Source organism: Reyranella sp. (genome assembly GCF_004297405.1).
Lineage (GTDB): Bacteria > Pseudomonadota > Alphaproteobacteria > Reyranellales > Reyranellaceae > Reyranella.
Genome location: NZ_SCVC01000021.1, coordinates 218605 through 240633, shown reverse-complemented (window position 1 = coordinate 240633; position 22029 = coordinate 218605). Strand labels below are relative to the sequence as shown.

Annotated in this window: 24 protein-coding genes; 6 read left to right on the top strand and 18 right to left on the bottom strand. The window is 64.5% G+C overall.

Annotation, left to right across the window (positions count from 1 at the left end; genetic code table 11):
• The first annotated feature begins 573 nt into the window (after positions 1-573).
• Genes EPO50_RS14825 through EPO50_RS14815 form a run of 3 tightly spaced genes read left to right on the top strand, consistent with a single transcriptional unit; the run spans position 574 to position 2696 of the window.
• On the top strand, positions 574-1035 hold the full coding sequence (locus EPO50_RS14825; RefSeq protein WP_296345284.1) for a hypothetical protein: 462 nt from the start codon (positions 574-576) through the stop codon (positions 1033-1035).
• Positions 1032-2228, top strand: coding sequence for a tetratricopeptide repeat protein (locus EPO50_RS14820; RefSeq protein WP_296345282.1), 1197 nt, complete (start codon positions 1032-1034; stop codon positions 2226-2228). The genes EPO50_RS14825 and EPO50_RS14820 overlap by 4 nt, the downstream gene beginning before the upstream one ends.
• Positions 2229-2696 carry an MmcB family DNA repair protein gene (locus tag EPO50_RS14815; protein ID WP_296345280.1) on the top strand — a complete coding sequence of 156 codons (468 nt, stop codon included), beginning with the start codon at positions 2229-2231 and terminating at the stop codon, positions 2694-2696. It begins immediately after the preceding gene.
• Here the strand turns inward: EPO50_RS14815 and EPO50_RS14810 are convergent.
• The 5 genes from EPO50_RS14810 to EPO50_RS14790 form a co-directional block, all read right to left on the bottom strand.
• Positions 2689-4782 (bottom strand): peptidase domain-containing ABC transporter, encoded by a 2094-nt coding sequence (locus tag EPO50_RS14810; RefSeq protein WP_296345278.1) that lies wholly within the window; start codon positions 4780-4782, stop codon positions 2689-2691. The genes EPO50_RS14815 and EPO50_RS14810 overlap by 8 nt on opposite strands.
• Before the next feature lie 188 nt (positions 4783-4970).
• The gene (gene metK / locus EPO50_RS14805) at positions 4971-6257 is read right to left on the bottom strand and encodes a methionine adenosyltransferase (protein WP_296345276.1); all 1287 of its coding nucleotides are present in this window, start codon (positions 6255-6257) and stop codon (positions 4971-4973) included.
• A gap of 204 nt (positions 6258-6461) precedes the next feature.
• Positions 6462-6887, bottom strand: a complete 426-nt coding sequence (locus tag EPO50_RS14800) for a helix-turn-helix domain-containing protein (protein WP_296345274.1) — start codon at positions 6885-6887, stop codon at positions 6462-6464.
• Positions 6888-7121: 234 nt separating this feature from the next.
• Positions 7122-8630: an apolipoprotein N-acyltransferase gene (gene lnt / locus EPO50_RS14795; RefSeq protein WP_296345272.1), complete on the bottom strand. Its 1509-nt coding sequence runs from the start codon at positions 8628-8630 to the stop codon at positions 7122-7124.
• Between the two features lie 13 nt (positions 8631-8643).
• Positions 8644-9480: a hemolysin family protein gene (locus EPO50_RS14790; RefSeq protein ID WP_296345270.1), complete on the bottom strand. Its 837-nt coding sequence runs from the start codon at positions 9478-9480 to the stop codon at positions 8644-8646.
• Between the two features lie 164 nt (positions 9481-9644).
• On the opposite strand from EPO50_RS14790, the gene EPO50_RS14785 reads away from it, so the two are divergent.
• Complete coding sequence (locus EPO50_RS14785) at positions 9645-10475, top strand: aldo/keto reductase (protein WP_296345268.1); 831 nt, start codon at positions 9645-9647, stop codon at positions 10473-10475.
• 3 nt (positions 10476-10478) lie between these two features.
• Here EPO50_RS14785 and ybeY read toward each other — a convergent pair whose 3' ends face one another.
• The 6 genes from ybeY to EPO50_RS14755 all read right to left on the bottom strand — a co-directional run bounded on the left by ybeY (position 10479) and on the right by EPO50_RS14755 (position 15605).
• On the bottom strand, positions 10479-10970 hold the full coding sequence (ybeY, locus tag EPO50_RS14780) for an rRNA maturation RNase YbeY (RefSeq protein ID WP_296345267.1): 492 nt from the start codon (positions 10968-10970) through the stop codon (positions 10479-10481).
• Positions 10939-11868, bottom strand: a complete 930-nt coding sequence (locus EPO50_RS14775; RefSeq protein WP_296345810.1) for a PhoH family protein — start codon at positions 11866-11868, stop codon at positions 10939-10941. The genes ybeY and EPO50_RS14775 overlap by 32 nt, the downstream gene beginning before the upstream one ends.
• A 47-nt stretch (positions 11869-11915) precedes the next feature.
• Complete coding sequence (miaB, locus tag EPO50_RS14770) at positions 11916-13340, bottom strand: tRNA (N6-isopentenyl adenosine(37)-C2)-methylthiotransferase MiaB (protein ID WP_296345265.1); 1425 nt, start codon at positions 13338-13340, stop codon at positions 11916-11918.
• A 44-nt stretch (positions 13341-13384) separates the two neighbouring features.
• Positions 13385-14266 carry a 1-acyl-sn-glycerol-3-phosphate acyltransferase gene (locus EPO50_RS14765; RefSeq protein WP_296345264.1) on the bottom strand — a complete coding sequence of 294 codons (882 nt, stop codon included), beginning with the start codon at positions 14264-14266 and terminating at the stop codon, positions 13385-13387.
• On the bottom strand, positions 14250-15101 hold the full coding sequence (locus EPO50_RS14760) for a GNAT family N-acyltransferase (protein ID WP_296345262.1): 852 nt from the start codon (positions 15099-15101) through the stop codon (positions 14250-14252). The genes EPO50_RS14765 and EPO50_RS14760 overlap by 17 nt, the downstream gene beginning before the upstream one ends.
• Positions 15102-15167: 66 nt before the next feature.
• Positions 15168-15605 carry a Fur family transcriptional regulator gene (locus tag EPO50_RS14755; protein ID WP_296345808.1) on the bottom strand — a complete coding sequence of 146 codons (438 nt, stop codon included), beginning with the start codon at positions 15603-15605 and terminating at the stop codon, positions 15168-15170.
• A gap of 46 nt (positions 15606-15651) precedes the next feature.
• On the opposite strand from EPO50_RS14755, the gene EPO50_RS14750 reads away from it, so the two are divergent.
• Positions 15652-15894, top strand: a complete 243-nt coding sequence (locus tag EPO50_RS14750) for a sulfurtransferase TusA family protein (protein ID WP_296345260.1) — start codon at positions 15652-15654, stop codon at positions 15892-15894.
• Here the strand turns inward: EPO50_RS14750 and EPO50_RS14745 are convergent, their stop codons facing one another.
• Positions 15895-16368: a GNAT family N-acetyltransferase gene (locus EPO50_RS14745; protein WP_296345258.1), complete on the bottom strand. Its 474-nt coding sequence runs from the start codon at positions 16366-16368 to the stop codon at positions 15895-15897.
• Positions 16365-17075, bottom strand: a complete 711-nt coding sequence (gene tsaB / locus EPO50_RS14740; protein WP_296345256.1) for a tRNA (adenosine(37)-N6)-threonylcarbamoyltransferase complex dimerization subunit type 1 TsaB — start codon at positions 17073-17075, stop codon at positions 16365-16367. Before tsaB ends, EPO50_RS14745 begins: the two co-directional genes overlap by 4 nt.
• Here tsaB and ddpX point away from each other — a divergent pair.
• Positions 17074-17631: a D-alanyl-D-alanine dipeptidase gene (ddpX, locus tag EPO50_RS14735; RefSeq protein ID WP_296345254.1), complete on the top strand. Its 558-nt coding sequence runs from the start codon at positions 17074-17076 to the stop codon at positions 17629-17631. The two genes, tsaB and ddpX, sit on opposite strands and share 2 nt — an antisense overlap.
• A gap of 18 nt (positions 17632-17649) precedes the next feature.
• Here the strand turns inward: ddpX and EPO50_RS14730 are convergent, their stop codons facing one another.
• The 5 genes from EPO50_RS14730 to EPO50_RS14710 all read right to left on the bottom strand — a co-directional run bounded on the left by EPO50_RS14730 (position 17650) and on the right by EPO50_RS14710 (position 22026).
• Complete coding sequence (locus EPO50_RS14730) at positions 17650-18615, bottom strand: glucosaminidase domain-containing protein (protein WP_296345252.1); 966 nt, start codon at positions 18613-18615, stop codon at positions 17650-17652.
• A 274-nt stretch (positions 18616-18889) separates the two neighbouring features.
• Entirely contained in the window at positions 18890-19435 is a 546-nt protein-coding gene (locus EPO50_RS14725) for a NifU family protein (protein ID WP_296345250.1), read from the bottom strand.
• A gap of 302 nt (positions 19436-19737) precedes the next feature.
• Entirely contained in the window at positions 19738-20220 is a 483-nt protein-coding gene (locus EPO50_RS14720; RefSeq protein ID WP_296345249.1) for a universal stress protein, read from the bottom strand.
• 37 nt (positions 20221-20257) lie between these two features.
• Entirely contained in the window at positions 20258-21103 is an 846-nt protein-coding gene (locus EPO50_RS14715; RefSeq protein WP_296345246.1) for a TIGR02186 family protein, read from the bottom strand.
• Positions 21100-22026: a sulfite exporter TauE/SafE family protein gene (locus EPO50_RS14710; protein WP_296345243.1), complete on the bottom strand. Its 927-nt coding sequence runs from the start codon at positions 22024-22026 to the stop codon at positions 21100-21102. Before EPO50_RS14710 ends, EPO50_RS14715 begins: the two co-directional genes overlap by 4 nt.
• Positions 22027-22029: the final 3 nt, after the last annotated feature.

Below are 22029 nucleotides of genomic sequence, written 5' to 3'. Positions count from 1 at the left end.
CCTTAGAAACCCGCCTGGGTGTGGGGTTGTCGAAGCCCTGGGGTGTGTGGGAAGGGGGCTTCAACGAGCGGCTTGGGAGGCCGCCGGCGGGCATTCGGATCTTGGTGTACGGCGCGCTCCAGAGAAGCGCAGCCAGCTTTGAATTCCTTCCAGATATGAATTTCGACGACGCTGAAGCGTCTCTTATGAGGGCACCCTAACAAATGAGAACCCACTCCCGTTAGTTGCAAAATTGCATATCTGAATTTGGCGAGGTCTCCAAAAGACTAAGGATTCCTGCACAATTCGCTCATCAGATAGTCGGGAAGGGGAATGCAGGCAACGCGCACAATAAGGCGGTCGAGAAAGAAAATGTCGTGTTTGCAATAGGTTAATGAGAATTTGCAGTGCACAAGCCGTCAGAACTCAATGCAAACTACAGATCGTGCCGCGCGGATCGGCGGCGTTTCGTGTTTCAGCCCTAATTCCATGCTAGACGACGCGGCGTCATGCCAATATCGGCCGGCACGACCGGCCACAGACATCGGGAGCTTCTCCGTGCGCCTTGTCCGTTCCTGCCGTGCTCTTCTTCCTTTGGCCAGCGCTGTCGTGATGTTGGGCGCGCTCGCCCTGCCCGCCTCCGCCAACATGGAAGAAGCCGTAAAGGCACTGCAAGCCGGCGATGTCGTCGCGGCGGAAAAGGACCTGCAGGTCCTTGCCAAGGAACGCGATCCGCGCGCCCAGTTCCTGCTTGGCCTCTACATCTACGGCAACGCCGAATCCAAGCTCTTCGACCTCAGCAAAGCCGCGCCACTTCTGCTCGATGCTTCCGAGCGCGGCTATCTGCCGGCGATGATCCCGTTGGCTGGCGCTTATGCCGAAGGCAAGGGCGTACCGAAGAGCCTGTTCGAGGCCTACAAGTGGTGCGCCATTGCCGAGAAGTGGAACGTACCCAACGCCCAGCTCGCCCTCGATCAGGCGGCTCGTGAACTGAAGCCCGACGAAGTCGAGAAGGCCAAGGCCGCAGCGATGGCCTTCCAGTTCAAGACGAAATGATTGCCGCACGAGCGGCGCTGGTCGCGGCGCTGCTCGTCGCGAGCACAGCCGCTCAAGCTCAGCGAAGCGATGCGTCGGATGTCGCGGCGGCACTGCGCCCTGCGGTCACGGCCTATCGCCAGGGCGACGTGGCCACGGCCGAGCAGGCGCTGCGCGCGCTGCGCAGCGCCGATGCAGACGCCTGGCTTGGCGCCATCCTGATCGAGCGCGGCGCTACGGCCGAAGGACTTCGGCTGATCCAACGTGCAGCCGATGCCGGATCGGCCGAAGGCCAACACCGACTTGGGTTGGTCTATGCCCGTGGCGACGCCGGCCAGCCGCGCAAAGACACGCGCGCCGCCGAGCTGTTCACCAAGGCCGCCGAGCAAGGCCATCGCCGCGCCCAGACCAATCTCGGCCTGCTCTATCTTCGCGGCCAAGGCGTGCCACGCGATCTCGTCCAGGCGCGCGCCTGGCTCGAGAAGGCAGCTTCCGACGGCGACCCCTATGCGCTTTACACCCTCGGACGCGCGATGGACGAAGCCGCTCCGCCGGTGGCGGCCGATACGACGCGCGCCGCCGATCTGTTCCGCCGTGCTGCGGAGAAAGGCCATCCCACGGCCGCGCTGCGCTACGGCCTCGCCCTGTCCGAAGGCGCCGGCGTCAAGAAAGATCTCTCGGCGTCCCATCGCTGGCTGGTGCAGGCTCAGGAGAACGGCGTACCAGAGGCCGCACTCGCGCTCGGCGACATTGCCGTGCGCATGCCTATGCAACGCGACAAAGCTGCCAACGACAAAGCGCTGAAGATCGCCATCGCTTGGTACGAACTCGCCGCCAACGGCGGCGTGCCATCGGCGCAGTTCAAGCTCGCCAATGCCTATCTCGGCGGCGTCGGTGTCCCGCGCGATCCGGCGCAAGCCCAGCTCTGGTACAACCGCGCTGCGCAGCAAGGGCTTACCGAAGCGCAGCAGGCGCTGGGCGTATTGCTGGTAAGTGGTGCTGGCGGCGCGACTGATCCGGCCGAAGGCTACAAATGGCTACTGCTCGCCGAACGCAGCGGCCGCCCCGACGCCAGCGCAGCGCGCGACAAGCTCGCCGACAAAGTTTCCGATCGCGACCGCAAGCGCGCCGAAGCCCTCGCCCAAGCGTTCAAGCCGACCTCCGAGCTGCCGCAAGACGACGGCCAGCCCCGCCTCATGGCGCCACGCCGATAGGTGGAAACGCCACCCTCTTCAGCGCGATCGACGCGCCCCGAGATCACCCTCGCCGTCTGTCGCGGCACCTGCCGGTTGCTACGCCAGGCCGGCTACTCCGTGCTCCTCGAGCTGCCCCTACCGGATGGTCGCCGCGCCGATGTCATGGCGATCAGCGCCAACGGCGAGCTGACGATCGTCGAGGTGAAATCTTCGATCGAGGATTGGCGTGTCGACCAGAAGTGGTCGGACTACCTCGCTTGGTGCGACCAGCTCTTCTTCGCCGTGCCGATCGACTTTCCGCAGGAGCTGATCGCTCAAGAGGTAGGCCTGATTGTGGCCGACGCCTACGGTGGCGAAATCCTGCGCCGACCGTCACGACATCCCGTGGCTGCGGCCCGGCGCAAGGCATTGCTGATCGACTGCGCGCGACTGGCGTCGGAGCGGCTCGCCCGTCTCAACGATCCGGACTTCGCCGACTTTACCTAGCACTGGGTGTCCGTCCGCGGCTCGCCTCGGCCATGCGGATGCGAGCATAGGCCATGATCTCGGTCGGCGGACCGACGCGCTCGATACGTCCGTCCATCACCAGAGCAACACGGTCGGCGATGGCGAGTGGCGCCAGCCGATGGGTGATCATGATCACGGTGCGGCCACGCGTATTGCCCTTGAGCTGGCGCAGAAGCTGTTCCTCGGTAGCGGGATCCAGCGCGCTGGTGGCTTCGTCGAGGATCAGGATGCGCGGATTGCGGATCAACGCGCGCGCGATGCAAAGGAGCTGGCGCTGGCCGGTCGACAGGCCCTGCCCGCGTTCGCCCAGCACGGTGTTGTAGCCCTGCGGCAGGCGCTGAATGAATTCGTGCGCACCGACGAACTTGGCGACTGCAACGACGCGGCCAGGATCTTTGTCGGCGACACCCATCGCGATGTTCTCGCGCACCGACCCGGTGAAGAGCTGGACGTCCTGCGGCACGGCGCCAATCTGCGCACGCAATTGCGCTGGCGATATGTGGGCGATATCGGTGCCGTCGACCAGCACGCGGCCATCGATTGGCAGCACGAGGCCCTGAATCAAATTGGCGATGGTGCTCTTGCCGGAACCGGAAGGTCCGACGATGCCCAGGATCTCACCCGCCATCACATTGAGGTCGGCATCGCGCAGGATCGCCGGCCCGCGCTCGTCGGCGCGGTAAGTCAGACGATCGAGCGTGATGTCGCCTGCCAGTGGCGGCATGGGCGCGAACTCGCCCGGCGGGCTCTCTACCGGTTCGCTCATCAACTCGTCGATACGCTTGAAGGCAGCTCCCACGGCCTGAAGCTGGTGCCAGGCGCCGACCAGTTGCCGCATCGGCTGCAGAGCTCGCGCCGCCAGCATGTTGGCCGCGATCAGCCCGCCGACAGTCAGCTGATGATCGGCGATCTCGCCGACACCGATCACGACGATGGCGAGCGACGCCACAAGCTGCAAGGTGCCCGAAGCACTGGCCGCGATATTGGCCAAGTTGTTGGCGCGCAAGCTGGTGTGGGCTGATTGCTCGACCCGCGTCTGCCAGCGCCTCTCGACCTCGGCTTCGAGCCCCAGCGCCTTGATAGTGGCGGCATTGGTCACCGTCTCGGTGAGCGTCGAACTCTTGGCCGCGAGCGCCTGGAAACTTTCATCGGCCAGCCGGCGCTGAGCACGATGCATGACGAGCGACACGCCGATCAGCACGGGAACGGCAAGGGCGGCAACGAGTCCCAGGATGGTACTGATGGCGAAGGTGGCGATGAGGAACAGCGCCACGAAGAGAAGATCGATCGCCAGCACCGGCATCTGGCCAGTGAGGAAGGAGCGCAACACGTCGAGCTGACGCAACCGCTCGGCAATGATTCCCGATGGCGTGCGCTCGAAGTGCCGAAAGGGCAACGCCACGAGGTGATGCAACACCTCCGCGCTCATCAGCGCATCGAGCCGCGCGCCAGTCCGCGCCGACAGCCAGCCACGCGACACACGCAGACCGAAATCCGCTGCATAGGCTATCAGCATGCCGATGCAGAGGACGGTCATCACCGACGACAGGCTCTCCGGCGGATGGCGGCCGATCACCGTATTGACGGCTAGCATCACGAAGAGCGGTGTCAGGAGACCAAGCACGTTGATCAGGAACGAGGCGGCCGCGAGCTTGAGCACGACAGGCCGCACGCGCGCCCACAACGGCATGTACCATTGCTCTGTTGCCTGCCTGAGCGCGGGCTCACGCAACACCAATGCACGCGAGCCCAGCGCCGACAGCTCGTCGTCACCGAGTTGCCAGGCGCGGCCCTCGACCACGTCGAGGACGGTCCAGCGATGGGCCCGACCGGAGACGACGACATGCACTGTCCGATCAGGCGCCAGCAGGGCAAAAGGCAGAGACAGCTCGTCTAGTCTCGCTATCGTGAGATCGACAGCATCGGCGGCCAGGCCAAGTCGCGAACCGGCCATCAGGAAGGCCGCTTCATCCAGGCCCGAAGCCGGAACCGCCGCGAGGCGCCGCACATCGGCTTCGCTCACCGGCCGGCCGATCTGCTGGGCGATGTACAGCAGGGCCCTCATGAGCGAGTCGACGCGGGGACGGCTCGCACTGTCCCACAGGGACTGCTGAAAGCCGCCGTTCTCAAGCGGAGCCATTTCCGGAGGGTACCCGGAAAGACATTAAGACTCAATTAGTTGGCGCCGAGTCCTCAAGCAAAAGGCGCGCGAGGCAGAACCCCGCGCGCCTTTCGAAGAGTAGGCTTGCCGCTTTAGCGGGCGCTGAAGGCGCGCTTCAGTTCGGGCACGAGGTCGGTGCGCTCCCAGGAGAAGCCGCCGTCCTTCTCCGGCTTGCGGCCGAAGTGGCCGTAGGCCGCAGTGCGCCGGTAGATCGGCTTGTTGAGCTCGAGCGAGCGGCGGATGTTCGTCGGCCGCAGCGGGAAGAGGTCCGAAAGGATCTTCTCGAGCTTGCGCTCGTCGACCTTGCCGGTGCCCTGCGTGTCGACATAGAGCGACATCGGATCGGCGACGCCGATCGCATAGGCCACCTGGATCAGGCAGCGATCAGCGAGGCCGGCAGCAACGACGTTCTTGGCGAGATAGCGCGCGGCATAGGCAGCCGAGCGATCGACCTTGGTCGGGTCCTTGCCCGAGAAGGCGCCGCCGCCATGCGGGGCATAGCCGCCGTAAGTGTCGACGATGATCTTGCGGCCCGTGAGGCCGCAATCGCCATCGGGGCCGCCGACGACGAAGTTGCCCGTCGGGTTGACGAAGAAGTCGGCCGCCTTCTTTGGCATCCAGCCCTTCGGCAGCGACTTCTCGACGTGACCGGCGATCATCTCGCGGATCATGCCCGAGTTGTACTTCTTGCCCTTCTTGTTGGCTTCGCGGTGCTGCGTGGAAACCACGACCTTGGTGGCGCCGACGGCCTTGCCGTCGATGTAACGCACCGTCACCTGACTCTTGGCGTCGGGCTGCAGGTCGGGCAGCTCACCCGAGCGGCGCGCCTTGCTCAGCACCTCGAGAATCTTGTGCGAGAAATAGATCGGGGCCGGCATGAACGAGCCCTTCTCGTACTCCTCACTGTCGCGGCAGGCGAAACCGAACATCAGGCCCTGATCGCCCGCGCCCTCCTGCTCGCCGAGATTGCCGCCCTTCTTCTTGGCATCGACGCCCATGGCGATGTCCGGCGACTGACCGTGCAGCAGCACGTCGATGTCGGCGCCATGGAAGGAGAAGCCGTCCTGGTCGTAGCCGATGTCACGCACCACATCGCGGGCGATCTCGGAGATGGCCTCGCGGTTCACGATGGTGTGCTTGCCGTACTTCTTCATGTACGGCTCCGACGCACGGCCTTCGCCAGCGATCACGATCTTATTGGTCGTAGCCAGCGTCTCGCAGCCCAGACGGGTGTTGGCGTGGCTGTCGTCGGCATGGCCGAGCTTCACGTCGTTGGCGATGAACGCGTCAAGAATGGCGTCCGAGATCTGATCGCAGACCTTGTCCGGATGGCCTTCGGAAACCGACTCGCTGGTGAAAATATAGTCTTTGAGCGCCACTTTAAGCCCTCCACGGTTGTCGCTGGACTCCCGGGCAGGGCGGAAAGACCGCCAACGTCCGGCTTAGCCTTTATTAGCGCGGTGGCAAGTCGTCCAAATCCGTCCGCGGCGACTTCGACCATCGAAGCCGCGCCGTTAAAAACTCCAACTGACAGGAGAAATCAAGAGGCTCGCATGCCTCAGGCGGTGGCCTTTCGGCGACCGCTAGTCCTTGTTGCGGCCCTTGCGGCCCCCGAGGACCTCGGCATGGCTGGCCGCTCCGACTGCCTTGACCATCTCGAAGATGCGCTTGCGCACGCGGCTTTCGCGAATCTTGTAGTAGGCGCGCACCAATTCGAGCGTCTCGCGCTTGATCAGCGGATCCTTCTCCTGCTCGAACGGCGTGGCCGCCTCGCCGAAGCCGCTCTTGCGGCCACGGCCTGACATCGGCCGACCGGCGAGAGCATTGGACGGCATCTCGTCGAAAAAATAGGAGACTGGTACGTCCAGCACCTTCGCGAATTCGAAGAGCCGGCTGGAGCCGATGCGGTTTGAACCACGTTCGTACTTCTGAATTTGCTGGAAGGTGAGGCCGACCGCCGTCCCGAGCTTCTCCTGGCTCATGCCAAGGAGAGTGCGTCGCTGGCGCATACGCGCTCCGACGTGAACATCAACGGGATGCGATCTCGCCATGGGGTCCCCATCTTTCCGGATACAAATCACGAGGTTAAACGCCGCTTCGGCACAAAAGTGCCGAACGGGCGTCTCAAACCGTCCCGACTTCACATGTGCAGAAATGCATATCTATGCGCGCATGTCGCATATCACTTTAGCCCCTTTCGAGCATAATGCAAGCCGAACCTTGTTCGTTAAGCGCCTGAATTTCTAAGCGTTTTCAGACTTGGCGAAACGAGATGAGACAACCAGCACAATTGTGGCGGCTGCAAGAAGGACGAGCAGAACCCAGTCGCCCCACCGCCCGTAGGGCGTCATGTCACGGGCCACCGGCAGCGGGTGATCGATGACCCCCTCCTGCTGCATATCAAGTGCAGCTAGCACGCGGCCATAAGCATCGATTATGGCCGAGACGCCGGTGTTGGCGGCGCGGACCATGGGTAGCCCCTCCTCGACTGCCCGCATCCGGGCGCTGGCGAGGTGCTGGTAGGGCCCACTCGACAGGCCGAACCAGGCATCGTTGGTGACGTTCAGCAGCCAGCGCGGTCGGGCGCCCGGGCCGGTGACCGCCGCCGGAAAGATCACCTCGTAGCAGATCACCGGCGAGACCGATGGCAGGCCCGGCAGGTCCAGAGTTACCCGCGCCTCGCCTTCTTCGAACGAGCCGCGACCGATGAAGCCCGCAACCGGAGCGAGTTGGCGATGGAAGGGGATGTATTCGCCGAGCGGGACGAGGTGGACCTTGTCGTAGTGCGCCACGATCGCGCCCGTAGGATCGATCACCAGCAGCGAATTCCAGACGCCATCACCCCGGATGCCAGTCCCTCTCGCCGCACCAGTGAGCAGATAGCCGCCCGGCGGAGCGGCCGCAGCCATTACCTTGAGGGCCGGTGAGCCTGGTTCGACGATGAACGGCGGCGCCGTCTCCGGCCAGACCACGGCGCTCAGCCGATCGAAGCCCGCACGCCGGCTCATCTCCACGAGCTTGGCCAACTGTGTCGCGCGATTCTCCGGCAGCCACTTTTCCGCCTGGGGCGTGTTGGGCTGCACGATGCGCACCAGCGGGCCTTCGGCCGCGTTGACCGGCGCCATGGCCATCTGTCCACCAAAGCCCGCAAGACCAACCAGCACCAGTGCCGCGATCGATGCCCGCCAGCCAGCCGCCGGGGCAGCAAGCACAAGGAAGCTCATAAGGCCTAGCCCATAGACACCGAACAGCGCGGCACTCTGGATCAGCGGTGTGGCGAAGGCCCAGACATGGCCGAGCGGGTTCCATGGGTAGCCGGTGAAGACATGTCCGCGCAGCCATTCCGTCGCCGTCCAGGCGATGGCGAGCAGCAGCAGCCGGCAATGGCGTCCACCGAGCCGCGGCCAGCGCAGCGCAGCCGACTTTGCCGCTGCACCCGCGAGGCCAGGGAAGAATCCCAGAAGCGCGGCCAATCCGATCACGATCGGCGGCCCCGCAAAGGCGTAGTCGGCCGGTGGCACGAAGAAGGCGTCGAGGATCCAATAGGACCCGACCGCGAAATGGCCGAGACCCCAGGCCCATCCGCGCCAGAGCGCGCTCTTGGGGCCTGATGCCGCATCCCACTGCCAGACGAAGACCACGACACCCAGGACGGCCAACGGCAGCCACTGCAACGGCGGCATGGCGAGCGCGGCCAAGGCGCCAGCGATGAAGGCGACGCCGGCGGCGCGCCAGCCCGTGAGGTTCTTCACGATGATGCTGCGATCAGGCGACCGGCGCCGACTGGGTCGGCGGCCGGACTCGCAGGCGGCGAATGCGCCTGGGATCGACGTCGAGAATCTCGAACTCGACACCAGAGGGATGACGAACCACTTCACCGCGCTCGGGAATGCGGCCGAGCAGCGAGAAGATCAGGCCGCCCACGGTGTCAATCTCGCGCCGCTCGTCGTCGGACAGGACGCGGCCGATCTCCTCCTCGAGGAGCCCGATGGGTGTGCGGCCGTTGACGTCGATCGTACCATCGACGCGACGTGCGACCGTGGGCGTCTGCGCCACGTCGTGCTCGTCTTCGATCTCACCCACGATCTCCTCGACGAGATCCTCGATGGTGAGAAGCCCGTCGGTGCCACCGAACTCGTCGACCACCAGCGCCATGTGCGTGCGCGAGCGGCGCATATCGAGCAGCATGTCGAGTACCGGCAAGGTCGGCGCGACGAAAACGACGCGGCGAAGAATATCCCGCAGATTGAATTTCTTGGCGGTGCCCCAGTAGGCCAGCACGTCCTTGATGTGGATCATGCCGATCACATCATCGAGTGACTCGCGATAGATCGGGTAGCGCGAATGCGCTTCGGCCTGGATCAGGCGCACGACCTCGTCGAGCGGCGTATCGGCGGCAATCGCGGAGATATCGACCCGCGGCACCATGACGTCGGCCACGGTCTTGTCGCGCAGCTTCAGAATGTTGGCGAGGAGAACGCGCTGATCTTCACTGATCGGCGTATCGCTCTCCGGCGTCTCCTCGATCAGCTCCTCGATCGCTTCGCGAACAGCTTCGTTCTTTTCGCGCCGCCGGAGGCGACGCAGGATTGCACGCAGCAACCCGCCATTAGAGGGCGCCTCGGGGACCAGTGATGGGGTCGAAACCGCGGGCTCGCTTGTAGACGCCGGGCTGTGGGAGCCCGGCCGTGTACTGTGCGCTGTGGAGTCCGGCATGATCGCTAAGATAGGCTATCGCTCCCGCGTTGCAATCATGGAAGTTCCTGATGCGTTCCTGCAATTTGCCTTCCGGCAAGACAATGCCGGTCCTCGGCCTCGGTACCTGGCGCATGGGCGAGAGCGCGCGGCGGCGTGTCGAGGAGCTCGACGCGCTGAAGTACGGCCTCGATCTCGGCTATCCGATGATCGACACGGCGGAGATGTATGGCGAAGGCGCCGCCGAGGAGATCGTCGGCGACGCGCTCCAGGGCCGAACCTCGCCGCCCTACATCGTGAGCAAAGTCTATCCGCACAACGCTACCCGCAGTGGCACGATCGCCGCCTGTGAACGCAGCCTGAAGCGGATGCGGCTGGAACGGATCGATCTCTATCTGCTGCACTGGCGCGGCGGCGCACACCTCGAAGAGACGTTCGAGGCATTTCATCGCCTGCGCGACGCCGGCAAGATCGCTGACTTCGGCGTCAGCAATTTCGATCTCGACGATATGGAAGATGCCGCCCGTCTCGATAAGGGCCTGACCGCCAGCAATCAGGTGCTCTACTGTCTGTCGCGCCGTGGACCAGAGTTCGACCTGCTGCCGTGGATGCGCAAAAGGTCGATTCCGCTGATGGCTTATTCACCACTCGACCAAGGCGGGCTGCTGCGCAAGGCGCCGCTCAAGAAGCTCGCCGATGAGGTAGGTTGCACGTCAGCACAACTCGCGCTCGCCTGGCTGCTCGCCCAGCCGGGCGTCGTCACTATTCCGAAATCAGCGAGCCGCGACCGCGTGAAGGAAAACTTCGGCGCCCTCGACGTCAAACTCTCACCGCAGATCCTGGCCGAACTCGACCGCGCGTTTCCACCACCCAAGGGCAAGCAGCCGCTCGAAATGCTCTAGCGCTCAGCGTGCAAGGTAAGGATCGGCGATCCCGAGCTTCGCCAGCACGCGCCGCTCCAGCGCTTCCATACGTTCGGCATCGGCTTCGCCGGTTTCGTGGTCGTAGCCCAGCAGGTGCAATGTGCCGTGCACGACGAGATGCGTGAAATGGTCGGACGGTGACTTGCGCTGATCACGTGCCTCTCGCCACACGGTCTGCCGCGCCAACACGATGTCACCCAGGAATTCACGCTCGCCCGACGGATAGGACAGGACGTTGGTCGGCTTGTCTTTCTTACGATCGCGCGCGTTCAGCTTGCGCACAGCCTTGTCGTCCGCCAGGGCGACGTTCAGGGAACGCCGGCCTCGCCGCCGTGTTCCCGCAAAGGCCGCACGCGCGGCGCGGCGCGCGAGCCTTGCAGCGTCGGGAAGCGCTTTCGACCAGCCCTCGTCGAGCACGACGATCGTGCAGCCAAGTGATGGTTCAGCTTTTGGCTTTTTTGTCGCGCGCGTCATAGGCTTCGACGATGCGGGTCACGAGGTCGTGGCGCACGACGTCCTTGGAAGTGAGTCGCACGAAGCGCACGCCGTCGACGTCCTTCAACGTGTCGACCGCGTCGTTGAGGCCGGACTTCTGTCCACCCGGCAGGTCGGTCTGGCTGGGATCGCCGGTGATCACCATGCGCGAGCCCTCGCCTAGCCGGGTCAGGAACATGCGCATCTGCATCGGCGTGGTGTTCTGCGCCTCGTCGAGAATGACAAAGCAATGCGCGAGCGTGCGGCCGCGCATGAAGGCAAGCGGCGCAATCTCGATCTCACCGGACTCCATGCGATGAGCAATCTGCTCCGCCGGGATCATGTCGTGCAGCGCGTCGTAAAGCGGCCGGAGATAGGGGTCGATCTTTTCCTTCATGTCGCCGGGCAGGAAGCCCAGCCGCTCGCCCGCCTCGACAGCCGGTCGCGACAGAACGATGCGTTCGACCTTGCCGGCCAGCAGCAGCGAGACGCCCATCGCCACGGCAAGATAGGTCTTGCCCGAGCCCGCCGGCCCCAAAGCAAAGACCATGTCACGCTCGCGCAAAGCGGCGAGATAGGTGCGCTGGCCGGGTGAGCGCGCCTGCACGGTACGACGCCGCGTGCGGATGCCTTCGCCGTCGCCGCCCTCGTTGCTCGTGCGGGCAAAGCGCACGGCGGCATCGACGTCGGCGGACTCGATGGACAGGCCACGCTTCAGCCGCTCGTAGAGGCCCGAGATCGCCTTCTGCGCCACCGCCGCATCATCGGGGGCGCCGGCGATGGCGAGCTGGTTGCCTCGCGCGCTGAGCTGCGCGTTCGTGAGCTGCTCGATGCGCACGAGATTGCGGTCGTGATTGCCGTAGAGCACGGCAAGCAGCGCATTGTCGTCGAAGGTCATGCGGCGCACATCGGCCGCGCGGGCGGGAGCGTTCGCCGATGGATCGCTCACGCGGCGACCTCGTAGGAGCCAGTCACGATCTCGCCGGCCAGACTGTTGGCGTGCCCCTCAGTCAGGCGCACATCGACGATCCGACCGATCAAGCGCGAATTGCCCTCGGCATAGACCGACTGCAGCCAAGGCGTCTTGCCGATGATCTGGCCAGGTTTGCGGCCTGTCTCGGCGAACAGCACCGGCACCGTGGTTCCGGCCTTCGAGACATTGAACTCCCGTGCCTGACGGCCGAGCAGCGCCTGAAGGGCGGCGAGCCGTGCCGCCTTCACGCTTTCGGGCACCTGGTCCGGCAAAGCGGCGCCCGGCGTGCCGGGGCGGCGGCTGTACTTGAAGGAGAAAGCCGACGTGAAACCCACCTGATCGATCAGGTGCATCGTATCGTCGAAATCGGCATCGCTTTCGCCCGGGAAGCCGACGATGAAATCCGACGACAGAGCGAGATCGGGCCGCGCACTGCGCAGGCGGTCGACAATATCCAGAAAGAGGTCTCGCCCGTGGCGACGGTTCATCGCCTCGAGAATGCGATCCGATCCCGACTGCACCGGCAGGTGCAGGTAGGGCATGAGCTGCGGCACCTCACCGTGCGCCCGGATGAGGTCGTCATCCATGTCGCGCGGATGCGAGGTGGTGTAGCGCAGCCGCGCCACGCCCTCGATCTCGGCCAGCTCGCGAATCAGGCGGGCGAGCGACCAGGTCGAGCCATCTGCCGCTTCGCCGTGATAGGCGTTGACGTTCTGGCCGAGCAGCGTGAGCTCGATGGCGCCCGCCGTAACAAGCTGCTTGGCTTCGGCGAGCACAGCCGAGACAGGCCGCGAATACTCGACGCCGCGCGTATAGGGCACCACGCAGAAGGTGCAGAACTTGTCGCACCCTTCCTGGATCGAGAGAAAGGCGGAACCCGCCCGCACGCCCTGCGGCGACGGCAGGTGGTCGAACTTGCTTTCCGCAGGGAACTCCGTGTCGAGCACACCCGCGCCCGGCAACCGCTTGCCGGCACGCAGAATCGACGACTTGCGCTCGGCCTCGGCCAGCAGCTCAGGCAGGCGATGGTACGCCTGCGGACCGACGACGATGTCGACTGCGGGTTGGCGCTTCACGATCTCCTCGCCCTCGGCCTGGGCGACGCAACCCGCGACGGCGATGGTGAGGTCGCGCCCCTCGGCGCGCCGCTCAGCCTTGGTGTCGCGCAGCCGGCCCAGCTCCGAATAGACCTTCTCGGAGGCATGCTCGCGAATGTGGCAGGTGTTCAGCACGACGAGGTCCGCCTGCTCCGGCGTGTCCGCGAGCGCATAGCCCAGCGGCCGCAGGACGTCGGCCATGCGGTCGGAATCGTACACGTTCATCTGACACCCGTAGGTGCGGATGAACACGCGCTTGCGTTGACACTGGCCTTCGGAGCCTGTGCGGACGTCTTTCATCGGTCTCCGTTGCTGGAACGGCGCGGTTCTATCACCACCGACCCTCAGGGTCGAGGGGTCGCGCCCGCCGAATCGAGGGCGGGCTGATCCAGGGATGGCAGCAAATCCGGGCGGCCAGCATTCGCCGACTGGACGCCGGCGGAGACCTGCTGAAAGCAATATTCGGCAAGCTTCTTGCGGTCACCGAGCCTGTCTATGTCGACCGGCGGAAAAAAGGTCACGACCGCCTCGGTTTCGCCGAGGCAGACCATCTGCCAGAGGTGCGGCACCAGGTCGAGGTCGCCGAACCAGGCGAAGAGCGGCCGCCAGTAGCGGCCGAGCGGAATGCCGTCGAGACGCGTATAGGAGATCGCCACCGGCTGGACGACGATCGGCCTTTCGTCGCGGCGGAGCTGGGCCACGGCGAAAAGCGCGCTGCGAAAAGGCAGCACACGCGTGCCATCGCTGCTGGTGCCCTCGGGAAACAGCATGAGATTGTCGCCGGTATCCAGGCGCTTCAGCATCTCGTCGCGGCTGTTGCTGGTCTTGCTCGAACGCCGGTCGACGAAGATCGTGCGCTGCGCCTTGGCAAGCGTGCTGAAAAACGGCCAGGTCGCGACTTCCGCCTTGGCGACGAAGCAGCCGGGAATGCGTCCCCCCAGCACTTCGATATCGAGATAGGAGACGTGGTTGCAGACGAAGAGCGTCGGCATCACCGTCGAACGCTGGCCGTTGACCTTCACCTTGATGCCGAGGATCACGCAGACCATGCGATGATAGAACACCGGCAGCCAACGCACGACCGGCCTCACCCGCAGCGCCAAAGCGAGCAGATGGAACGGCAATGCGATGATGGTGAGCAGGAGGTAGCTCACGAGCCGGAACGCGCCGCGCAGGGGGGAACCGATCCACATCGCTGCAAGCGGTGCGTCAGTCGTGCTGGTCACGCATCCCGCGTTCGTAGTGGCGGATGTACTTCTCCGTCACCAGCTCGGTCTTCACGGTGATGAAGACGTCGGTGCAATTGAATTCGTGGTCGATGACCGCGCCGTCACCCACGAAGCCACCGAGCCGCAGATAGCCCTTGATGAGCGGCGGCACACGCGCCATCGCCTTGCGCGGATCGTAGGAACCGGGCTCCAGCATATCCATCTTGATGTAGCGGCTGTCGACGGCGCGCACGCGAATTTCCGGCGGCGCCAGATGGTGATGCTGCAGGTAGCTCAGCGCCATGGCGTGCTGCGAAGGATCGATGCCAGGCAAGCTGGCACAGCCGAACATCACCTGAATGTTGTAATGGTAGGCGTAGAGCGCGATGCCCCGCCACAGCATCTGCATGGTCGCGGTGTTGCGCGCGTCCTTGGCGATGCAGGAACGACCAAGCTCCAGGACCTCTCCCGGGTAGTCGATCATCGCGCGGATGTCGTACTCCGAGGCGGAATAGAATGTCCCGATCTGCGCGGCCGCGGCACGGCGCATCAAGCGATAGGTGCCGACGATGCCCTCCGGCCCCTCGCCGCGGCGACGGTCGAGCACCAGCAGATGGTCGCAGACAGTGTCGAATTTGTCGAAGTCGCGCCGGCGCGCCGCCACCTCAGGCGTCGGGTGCGCCGCCATCTCCTCGAAGAAGATCTGATAACGCAAGGCCTGTGCTGCATCGATCTCAGCAGCGCTCTGTGCCAGGCGAACCTCGAAGTCGCCAGCAACGACCTTCACGATCTCCGCGTTGGAGACAGGTGGGCCGAGAAGCTCGGCTTCGCTGTCAGCGCGGTCGATGCGCATGTGTGATCCGCAAGGGGGCCGCCCCGATCATGTGCCCATTATCGAGGTGTCTCGGGCTCCGTCCACTCATTTTTGGCGGTCGGATTTGCTGTCCAGCGGCACCCCGTAGAGCTCGAGGCGGTGACCGACAAGGCGGTAGCCGGCCTTTTCAGCAATCTTGCGCTGCAGTTCCTCGATCTCGTCGTTGTGGAATTCCACAACCTTGCCGCTCTGAATGTCGATCAGGTGATCGTGGTGCTCTTCGGGTGTTTCTTCATAGCGCGCGCGACCGTCGCCGAAATCGTGCTTGGCGAGAATGCCGGCCTCCTCGAACAGCCGCACCGTCCGGTAGACAGTGGCGATCGAAATATTGGCATCGATCGCCGTTGCCCGACGATGCACAGCCTCGACATCGGGATGATCCGAGGCTTCCGAAAGGACGCGCGCAATGATGCGGCGCTGGTCGGTCATCTTCAGGCCGCGCTCGGCGCAAAGAACTTCGAGTTTGGATTTCCGGTCAGGCATGACGACATACCCTACACTGGCCGGAGTTCGCGGTATAGTTGGGGACATGTCCGACAAGCCTATACAGGCAGACCATGACATCGACATTACCGGTGAGGTCTGTCCCATGACCTTCGTGCGCACCAAGCTGCGTCTGGAGCGCCTGAAATCGGGGGAGACCCTGAGCGTCCGGCTACGCGGCGAGGAGCCGTTGCGCAATGTCCCCCGTGCGGCCCGCGACGAGGGCCATACAATCCTGGGGATCGAAGCCGATGGCGACACCCATATCGTGACGATCCGCCGGGCGTAATCAGTTGAGAGTGAGACGCATGATAACGGCGTCAGCTGGCGGGGCATCGACACGCGCATAGTAGCCTGCGCGACGGCCGGCAACGATGAAGCCAAGAGAATCATAAAGAGCGCGCGCGGCTGGATTATCCACGCCGACTTCAAGGAATAGGGTCCGGGCGCCGGCAAGCCGGACCTGTCCGATCACGGCCTCCAACAACCGGCGACCAGCCCCGCGACGACGATGGTGCGGGTTCACCGCAACAGTCAGCAGTTCTGCCTCATCGGCAGCGACGCGGCAGATCGCCATGCCGACATCGCCGCTTTTCCCCTCCAGCAAGAACCCGGCCGTTCCCGGCGAGGCGAGAAGGCCGGCGATATCCTGACGCGTCCAGCCACGCTCCCCCATCGGCACGAAGGCTTCGCGATGAAGGCGTGCAGCACGATCGAGGTCGAGAGCGCCCAAAACGCACGGGGCAGGTTCGTCGCTGGTCATTCGACCGTACGACGGGCGCCGTCGGGCAGGGTGATGTTGACCCCTCTCAGATAGAGCGGCCGCGGCAGGCCCTCCTCGCGATTCTGCACAGCCCATGCCTCGACGCTCGAACGCAGGGCCAAGCCGGCGAGTATCACGGGATCAGGCGGAGTATCCGACGCGGTCGCATCCGTGCCATCGGCGACCAGCGCTTCCACGAGAGGCTTCACCCCATGACCGATGACGAGGCAGGCGCGTCCCGAGAGCCGGGCCACCAGGTCTTGCGTCGACGTCGCAAATGGCAAGGCCTCGCCTTCACCGAGCGCACAGAACCAGTCGCCGAGATGCGTATCGACAGCCGCAACAGCCAGACGTTCGGTCGTCGATGCCTGCGCGAGCAGGACCGAGGTTGTAGATACTCCCGCCAGCGGCACGCCCAGCCCGACGGCGAGGCCGCGCGCCGCAGCGAGCCCCACCCTCACGCCGGTAAAGCTGCCCGGGCCGACCGTCACGGCGATCAGATCGATCTCACGTCGCCCGATGCCGGCTCGTTCGAGGGTTTCGCCGATCGCCGGCAGGAGCCGCGCCGCCTGGTCGCGGCCCTCCTCACGCGCCACCGCGAGGCAGGCACCATTGCGCACGACCGCCACGCTCTGCCCGCTGACGGCGCAATCAAAGGCGAGGACGGTGCTGGCGCCGCCTCGAGGGGCTGGGCAATGTGTGGTCATGAAGCTCGACTTGGTTGCGATCGCCCCGCCCGACTTCGATGTCGACGTGACACTGGCCTATGCGACGGACGCAAATCTAACGGGACGACCGGTCTACCGGAATGCCGAATGCTGGCTGCATCGCGAGGCCGCCGAAAAGCTCGGCGCAGCGATCGCGCTCGCGCGCGCCCTCGGTTTTCGGCTGCGTATCTTCGACGCGCTGCGGCCGACCGAGGCGCAATGGGCCCTGTGGAAGGCCTGCCCGGATCCTGAATTCCTTGCCGATCCGCGCCGCGGTTCGCCGCATTCGCGCGGCGTAGCCGTCGATCTCACTTTGCTCGATGCCGAAGGTAAGGAACTCGACATGGGCACCGCCTTCGATGCCTTTACGCCGCTCTCGCACCATGCGCGAACCGACGTGTCGGTCGAGGCGCAGCGCAACCGCCTGCTGCTGATGGGCCTCATGACCTCGGCGGGATGGGATTTCTACCGCAACGAATGGTGGCACTATCAGCTCTTCGAAGCGCGTCGCTATCCGCTGGTCAGCGACGCCGACCTGCCGCGCCCAATGATGTGATACGCCAGTGCGCTCGATCTAGAAGCTCGAGAGCCGCGCCCGATCGAAGTCCGTGAGCTCGTTCTCGCGCATGATCTGGCGCACGAACTGCACGTAACCTTGGCCACGCTCCGAGTAACGCAGCAAGGTGCCGATCAGGCGGAAGCCATCGGGATGTTCGGCGCGCTCGCGCATGGCAGCGCGCTCGGCGCGGAAGCTGGCATAGGCAGGATGCGTGTTGAGATTGATGACATAGGCGTCGGTCGACTCGCCGACATCGGCGAAAGGCTGTGGCATGCCCGCCCCCGGCTTCCAGGGAACTTCGACGCTGTGGCGGCCGGTAACCTGGATCTGACCGAAGAGGGCATTGCCGTTGCGCGCGGCGAAAGAGGTGCCCCAGCCCGATTCGACACCGGCCTGCGCGATCGCCATCGACGGCGGTACGATATCGACGCGACGGACCAATTCATCGAGCTTGTCGATCGAGCTCTCGTAGCGGTCGGCCAAGTCGTCCAGCCAGACACGCTCGACGGCCGTCAGCATCCGCGGGTCGGTGGTGAGCTTGTTACGCAGATAGAGGAGTTGCTCGCGGTCGGCGAGCACACGCTGGTTGGCCTCGAGGATGACGGGCAGCAACGCCGTGATGAACAGCATCTTGCGCTCGTTGCCGTCCTTGGCGCTGAGATCGCCCGGCACGCGATCGACCTTGAGCGGCGGCACTGCTTCGCCCAGACGGACGTCGGTCAACGTATAGGCAACGTCGCGGAAGAAACCGGCGAGTTCGTCGGCGGAACGCGGGCTGATCGCGCGGACCTGCACCTGCCGGCGGACGGCATTGCCGGGAGCGGCAAAGCGGCCATGGCCACCGGAGGAACCATTCACCGAAGCATTCGCGGAATCACGGGACGTGCGCGGCGTATCGGCGACTTCGGCCATCTCATGGCGCACGAAGATGAGCGCGGCCGGATCGGCATTCACGGCCAGAAACACTGGTTCGCCGAGCATTTGAGTCTGCGCTTGCGCAGAGCCCACTGTCACAAAGGAGAGGTAGGATGCCACGTCGATCGACGGTGCGGGTTCGTGAAAGCCCACGCCTGCGGTAAACATCGCAGCCCAGGCGGCAGGGAAAGCATATTTGCGCCCGCTTTGCATTGCAGGTCGAATAGATAGTCGCATTGCCACACTCTTCGTTTCGTTTTCGAACGAACGACAGATCGCGCGGCCGCCCCCACGGCCGCGAACCCCTCCTACGCTTACGCTTAGATCGGAAGGCGGCCCGCTACTGGGCCGCCTGCACTTCCACAACTTCTGGCACGTAGTGCTTCAGAAGATTTTCGATGCCCATCTTCAACGTGGCCGTCGAACTCGGGCAGCCCGAGCAGGATCCCTGCATGTGCAGGTAGACGATGCCATCGCGGAAGTCGTGAAAGACGATATCGCCGCCATCCTGGGCCACAGCGGGCCGGACGCGGGTATCGAGCAACTCCTTGATCTGCGCGACGACTTCGTCGTCATCGGCAGAAACGGAAGCTGCCTGTTCTTCGGCGATTACGGGATCGCCCGAAGTGTAATGCTCCATGATGCCGCCGAGGATCGACGGCTTGAGGATCTGCCAGTCCCGGTCGGCCGTCTTGGTGACGGTCACGAAGTCGGAACCGAAAAACACACGCTCGACGCCTTCCACCGCAAACAACCGCTTGGCAAGCGGCGACGGCGTGGCAGCCTCGACGTTGGCAAAGTCCGCTGTCCCCTTCTCCATGACCACCCGGCCCGGGAGAAATTTCAGGGTAGACGGATTTGGCGTCTGCTCGGTCTGGATGAACAAACCTACCTCCGTGTCGAACGCTCCGCGGAGATCCCGCTTCGCGTCGCTCAGGCTGGGGGACAGGACGTCTCCGCCCCCACTCGATAGCCTTGGACGTAGGAACCGCCGCAAAGCCGATCAAGACGATTCTTCGAAACAATTGTATAAATATTATGGAAAATTCACTTATTATTATTATTTTCCAAAAGATTAACTATTCATTCCCTGAACGCAACCCTGACCCCGGCACTAGATACAAAGAAGCGTGAGAAGCAGATCGACGCAGATTTCGCAACCAAACATGACACATGGGTCATGAGAGATCAGGAAATGGCGTCGATCTCTGCCTCGGTAAGCGCGCCGGGAACGATGGTCAGCGGGATGCGAAGCTGTCCACCGAGCTTGCCTGTGAAAGCAGTGACCAGCGGCCCCGGACCTTCGACGCCGGAGGCGCTTCCCAGCACCAGAACGGAGATCGACTTGTCCTCGCTCAGCAGCTTGATCAGTTCGTCGCGACTCTTGCCCTCACGGATGTAAGTCGCCGGCGGCTGGCCGGTGAGGGAGACGGCGACATCGGCGTGGCGCGCCACAACCAGCTCGGCCTGCTGGCGCGCCTCCTCGCGCATCAGCTCGACCACTGCGCCCCATTGCTGGCCCTCCGGCGGCTCCATGACATAGAGCATGGCGACACGGCCGCCCGTCCGCTTGGCGCGGCGACAGGCGTAGCGCAGCGCGTTGGGCATTTCCGGGCTTTCATCGACGACCACGAGGAAGACGCGCTCGTCGGTCCTGGGCTGCACGCTCATGATCCGCTTCCCCCTTACTAAAAAAGACGTCGTACGATCAGAGACGCCGCACGATGGCGCCGCCCAACCATCCGGCAATCAACGCCATCAGGATTGCGCCGAGGCCATAGAGCGGCCCGTCGTGGACCGACCAACCGGCGAGTTGGGCACTGAACCCGACTTTGCCCACCGGCAGAGGCCGCGACACCGCTGCCACGATCACGCCATCGCGCAGCAGGTAGGCCTTTACCTCGTAGATCCCCTCCGGCAACCGCGACGGAAACGGCAGGTCGACACGAAACAACCGACCGGCCTGCACCGTCACCTGACCAATCGCCGCGGGATAGAGACCCTCCCGCCGCTTCACTTCGACCAGGCCGGACCGGAACTTCGCCAGTTCCTCGGAGAGGCGCGGAGTCGCCGGCTTGATGGTCGAGAGCCGATCCTCCAGTGACAGGATCTCGCCACCCGCACCACGCGCCAGGAGGCGCTGCAATGGCTGGCTGGCGGCGATGGCGTAGTAGGCTGGGACATCGTCGAACGACTGCCGGCCGGTATTCAGCCACAGGCCCAGCACGCGCTGCTTGCGCATCACCGTCTCGCGCGCCGCCGGCCCCTGCACCACGACCACGATCTCGCCCGGCGGGTCGAACATGCCGAACATCAGGATGCTCTCGCCCTGGAAGGCCGAGGTGATCGACACGCGGGCGAGCGAAAGATCGACGATCAGTTCCGGCGTCGTCGGCTCGGTCGGCACGGAGGGCGGCACACTGGCATCGGGCGGGCCGCCCATGGGCGGCAAATTCGCCGGCGGCGGCTCGACACGTTGGGCAAATGCCGGTGACGCAAAGGCTGCCGGCAGTGCGGCCAGCAGAACCCAAAGGGCGAGCCGGCGGCAGTTCACGGCAACACCTCGCGGGTGCCGAGGGAATAGATCGAACTTGGCGTGCGCAGCAGCTCGGTCAAAAGTTCGGCGGCCACGGCCAGGACCAGGATCGACATCAGCCCGCGCAGCGCCACGCCCGGCAACTTGGCCGCGATCCGCGAGCCAATCGGCGCGCCGACCACGCCGCCCAGGATCAGCAGCAGCGCCAGCACCACGTCGACGGTGCCGTTGGTCACGGCCTGCAGGAAGGTGACGTTGGCCGCCACGAACAGGATCTGGAAGTTGGACGTGCCGATCACCACCGAGGTCGGCATGCCGAGCAGATAGATCATGGCCGGGACCAGCACGAAGCCGCCGCCCACGCCCAGGATCGCCGACAGGATGCCGATCAAGAAGCCCAGCCCGAGGGGCAGCAGCGCGCTGATGTAGAGTTTCGACTTGTAGAAGCGCAGCTTCAGCGGCAGGCGGTGCACGAGATAGTGCGTGTGCAGCTTGCCGCGCGGTCCCTCGGGATTGCGCCGGCGCTTGAGATAAGTACGCAGGCTCTCGGCCAGCATCAGGAGGCCGATCGACGACAGCATCACGACGTAGAGAACCGCGATGACGAAATCGATCTGGCCGATGCGCTTCAAGTAAGTGAACAGCGAGACACCGGCCGACGAGCCGATCATGCCCCCCAACAGGAGCACCAGCCCCATGCGCAGGTCGACGTTGCCGCGTCGCCACTGCACCTGCAGCGAGGACACCGAATTGGCGATCACCTGGTTGGCCTGACTGGCGACGGCAACCGCCGGTGGGATACCGACGAAGATCAGCAGCGGTGTCGCAAGAAAGCCGCCGCCGACACCGAACATGCCCGCCAACAGGCCGGCTGCAGCCCCCAGTCCGAGCAGGATGAACACGTTCATCGACTGCTCGGCAATGGGCAGATAAATCTCCACTCT

Coding starts and splice junctions, on each gene's coding strand:
- miaB (WP_296345265.1), bottom strand. CDS start 13,340: ATGAAAGACGTCCGCACAGGCTCCGAAGGCCAGTGTCAACGCAAGCGC.
- EPO50_RS14775 (WP_296345810.1), bottom strand. CDS start 11,868: ATGACCTTCGACGACAATGCGCTGCTTGCCGTGCTCTACGGCAATCAC.
- EPO50_RS14820 (WP_296345282.1), top strand. CDS start 1,032: ATGATTGCCGCACGAGCGGCGCTGGTCGCGGCGCTGCTCGTCGCGAGC.
- EPO50_RS14785 (WP_296345268.1), top strand. CDS start 9,645: ATGCGTTCCTGCAATTTGCCTTCCGGCAAGACAATGCCGGTCCTCGGC.
- EPO50_RS14720 (WP_296345249.1), bottom strand. CDS start 20,220: ATGAGCGTGCAGCCCAGGACCGACGAGCGCGTCTTCCTCGTGGTCGTC.
- tsaB (WP_296345256.1), bottom strand. CDS start 17,075: ATGACCACACATTGCCCAGCCCCTCGAGGCGGCGCCAGCACCGTCCTC.
- EPO50_RS14730 (WP_296345252.1), bottom strand. CDS start 18,615: ATGCTCGGCGAACCAGTGTTTCTGGCCGTGAATGCCGATCCGGCCGCG.
- EPO50_RS14750 (WP_296345260.1), top strand. CDS start 15,652: ATGTCCGACAAGCCTATACAGGCAGACCATGACATCGACATTACCGGT.
- EPO50_RS14755 (WP_296345808.1), bottom strand. CDS start 15,605: ATGCCTGACCGGAAATCCAAACTCGAAGTTCTTTGCGCCGAGCGCGGC.
- EPO50_RS14810 (WP_296345278.1), bottom strand. CDS start 4,782: ATGAGGGCCCTGCTGTACATCGCCCAGCAGATCGGCCGGCCGGTGAGC.
- EPO50_RS14745 (WP_296345258.1), bottom strand. CDS start 16,368: ATGACCAGCGACGAACCTGCCCCGTGCGTTTTGGGCGCTCTCGACCTC.
- ddpX (WP_296345254.1), top strand. CDS start 17,074: ATGAAGCTCGACTTGGTTGCGATCGCCCCGCCCGACTTCGATGTCGAC.
- ybeY (WP_296345267.1), bottom strand. CDS start 10,970: ATGACGCGCGCGACAAAAAAGCCAAAAGCTGAACCATCACTTGGCTGC.
- EPO50_RS14800 (WP_296345274.1), bottom strand. CDS start 6,887: ATGCGCCAGCGACGCACTCTCCTTGGCATGAGCCAGGAGAAGCTCGGG.
- EPO50_RS14760 (WP_296345262.1), bottom strand. CDS start 15,101: ATGCGCATCGACCGCGCTGACAGCGAAGCCGAGCTTCTCGGCCCACCT.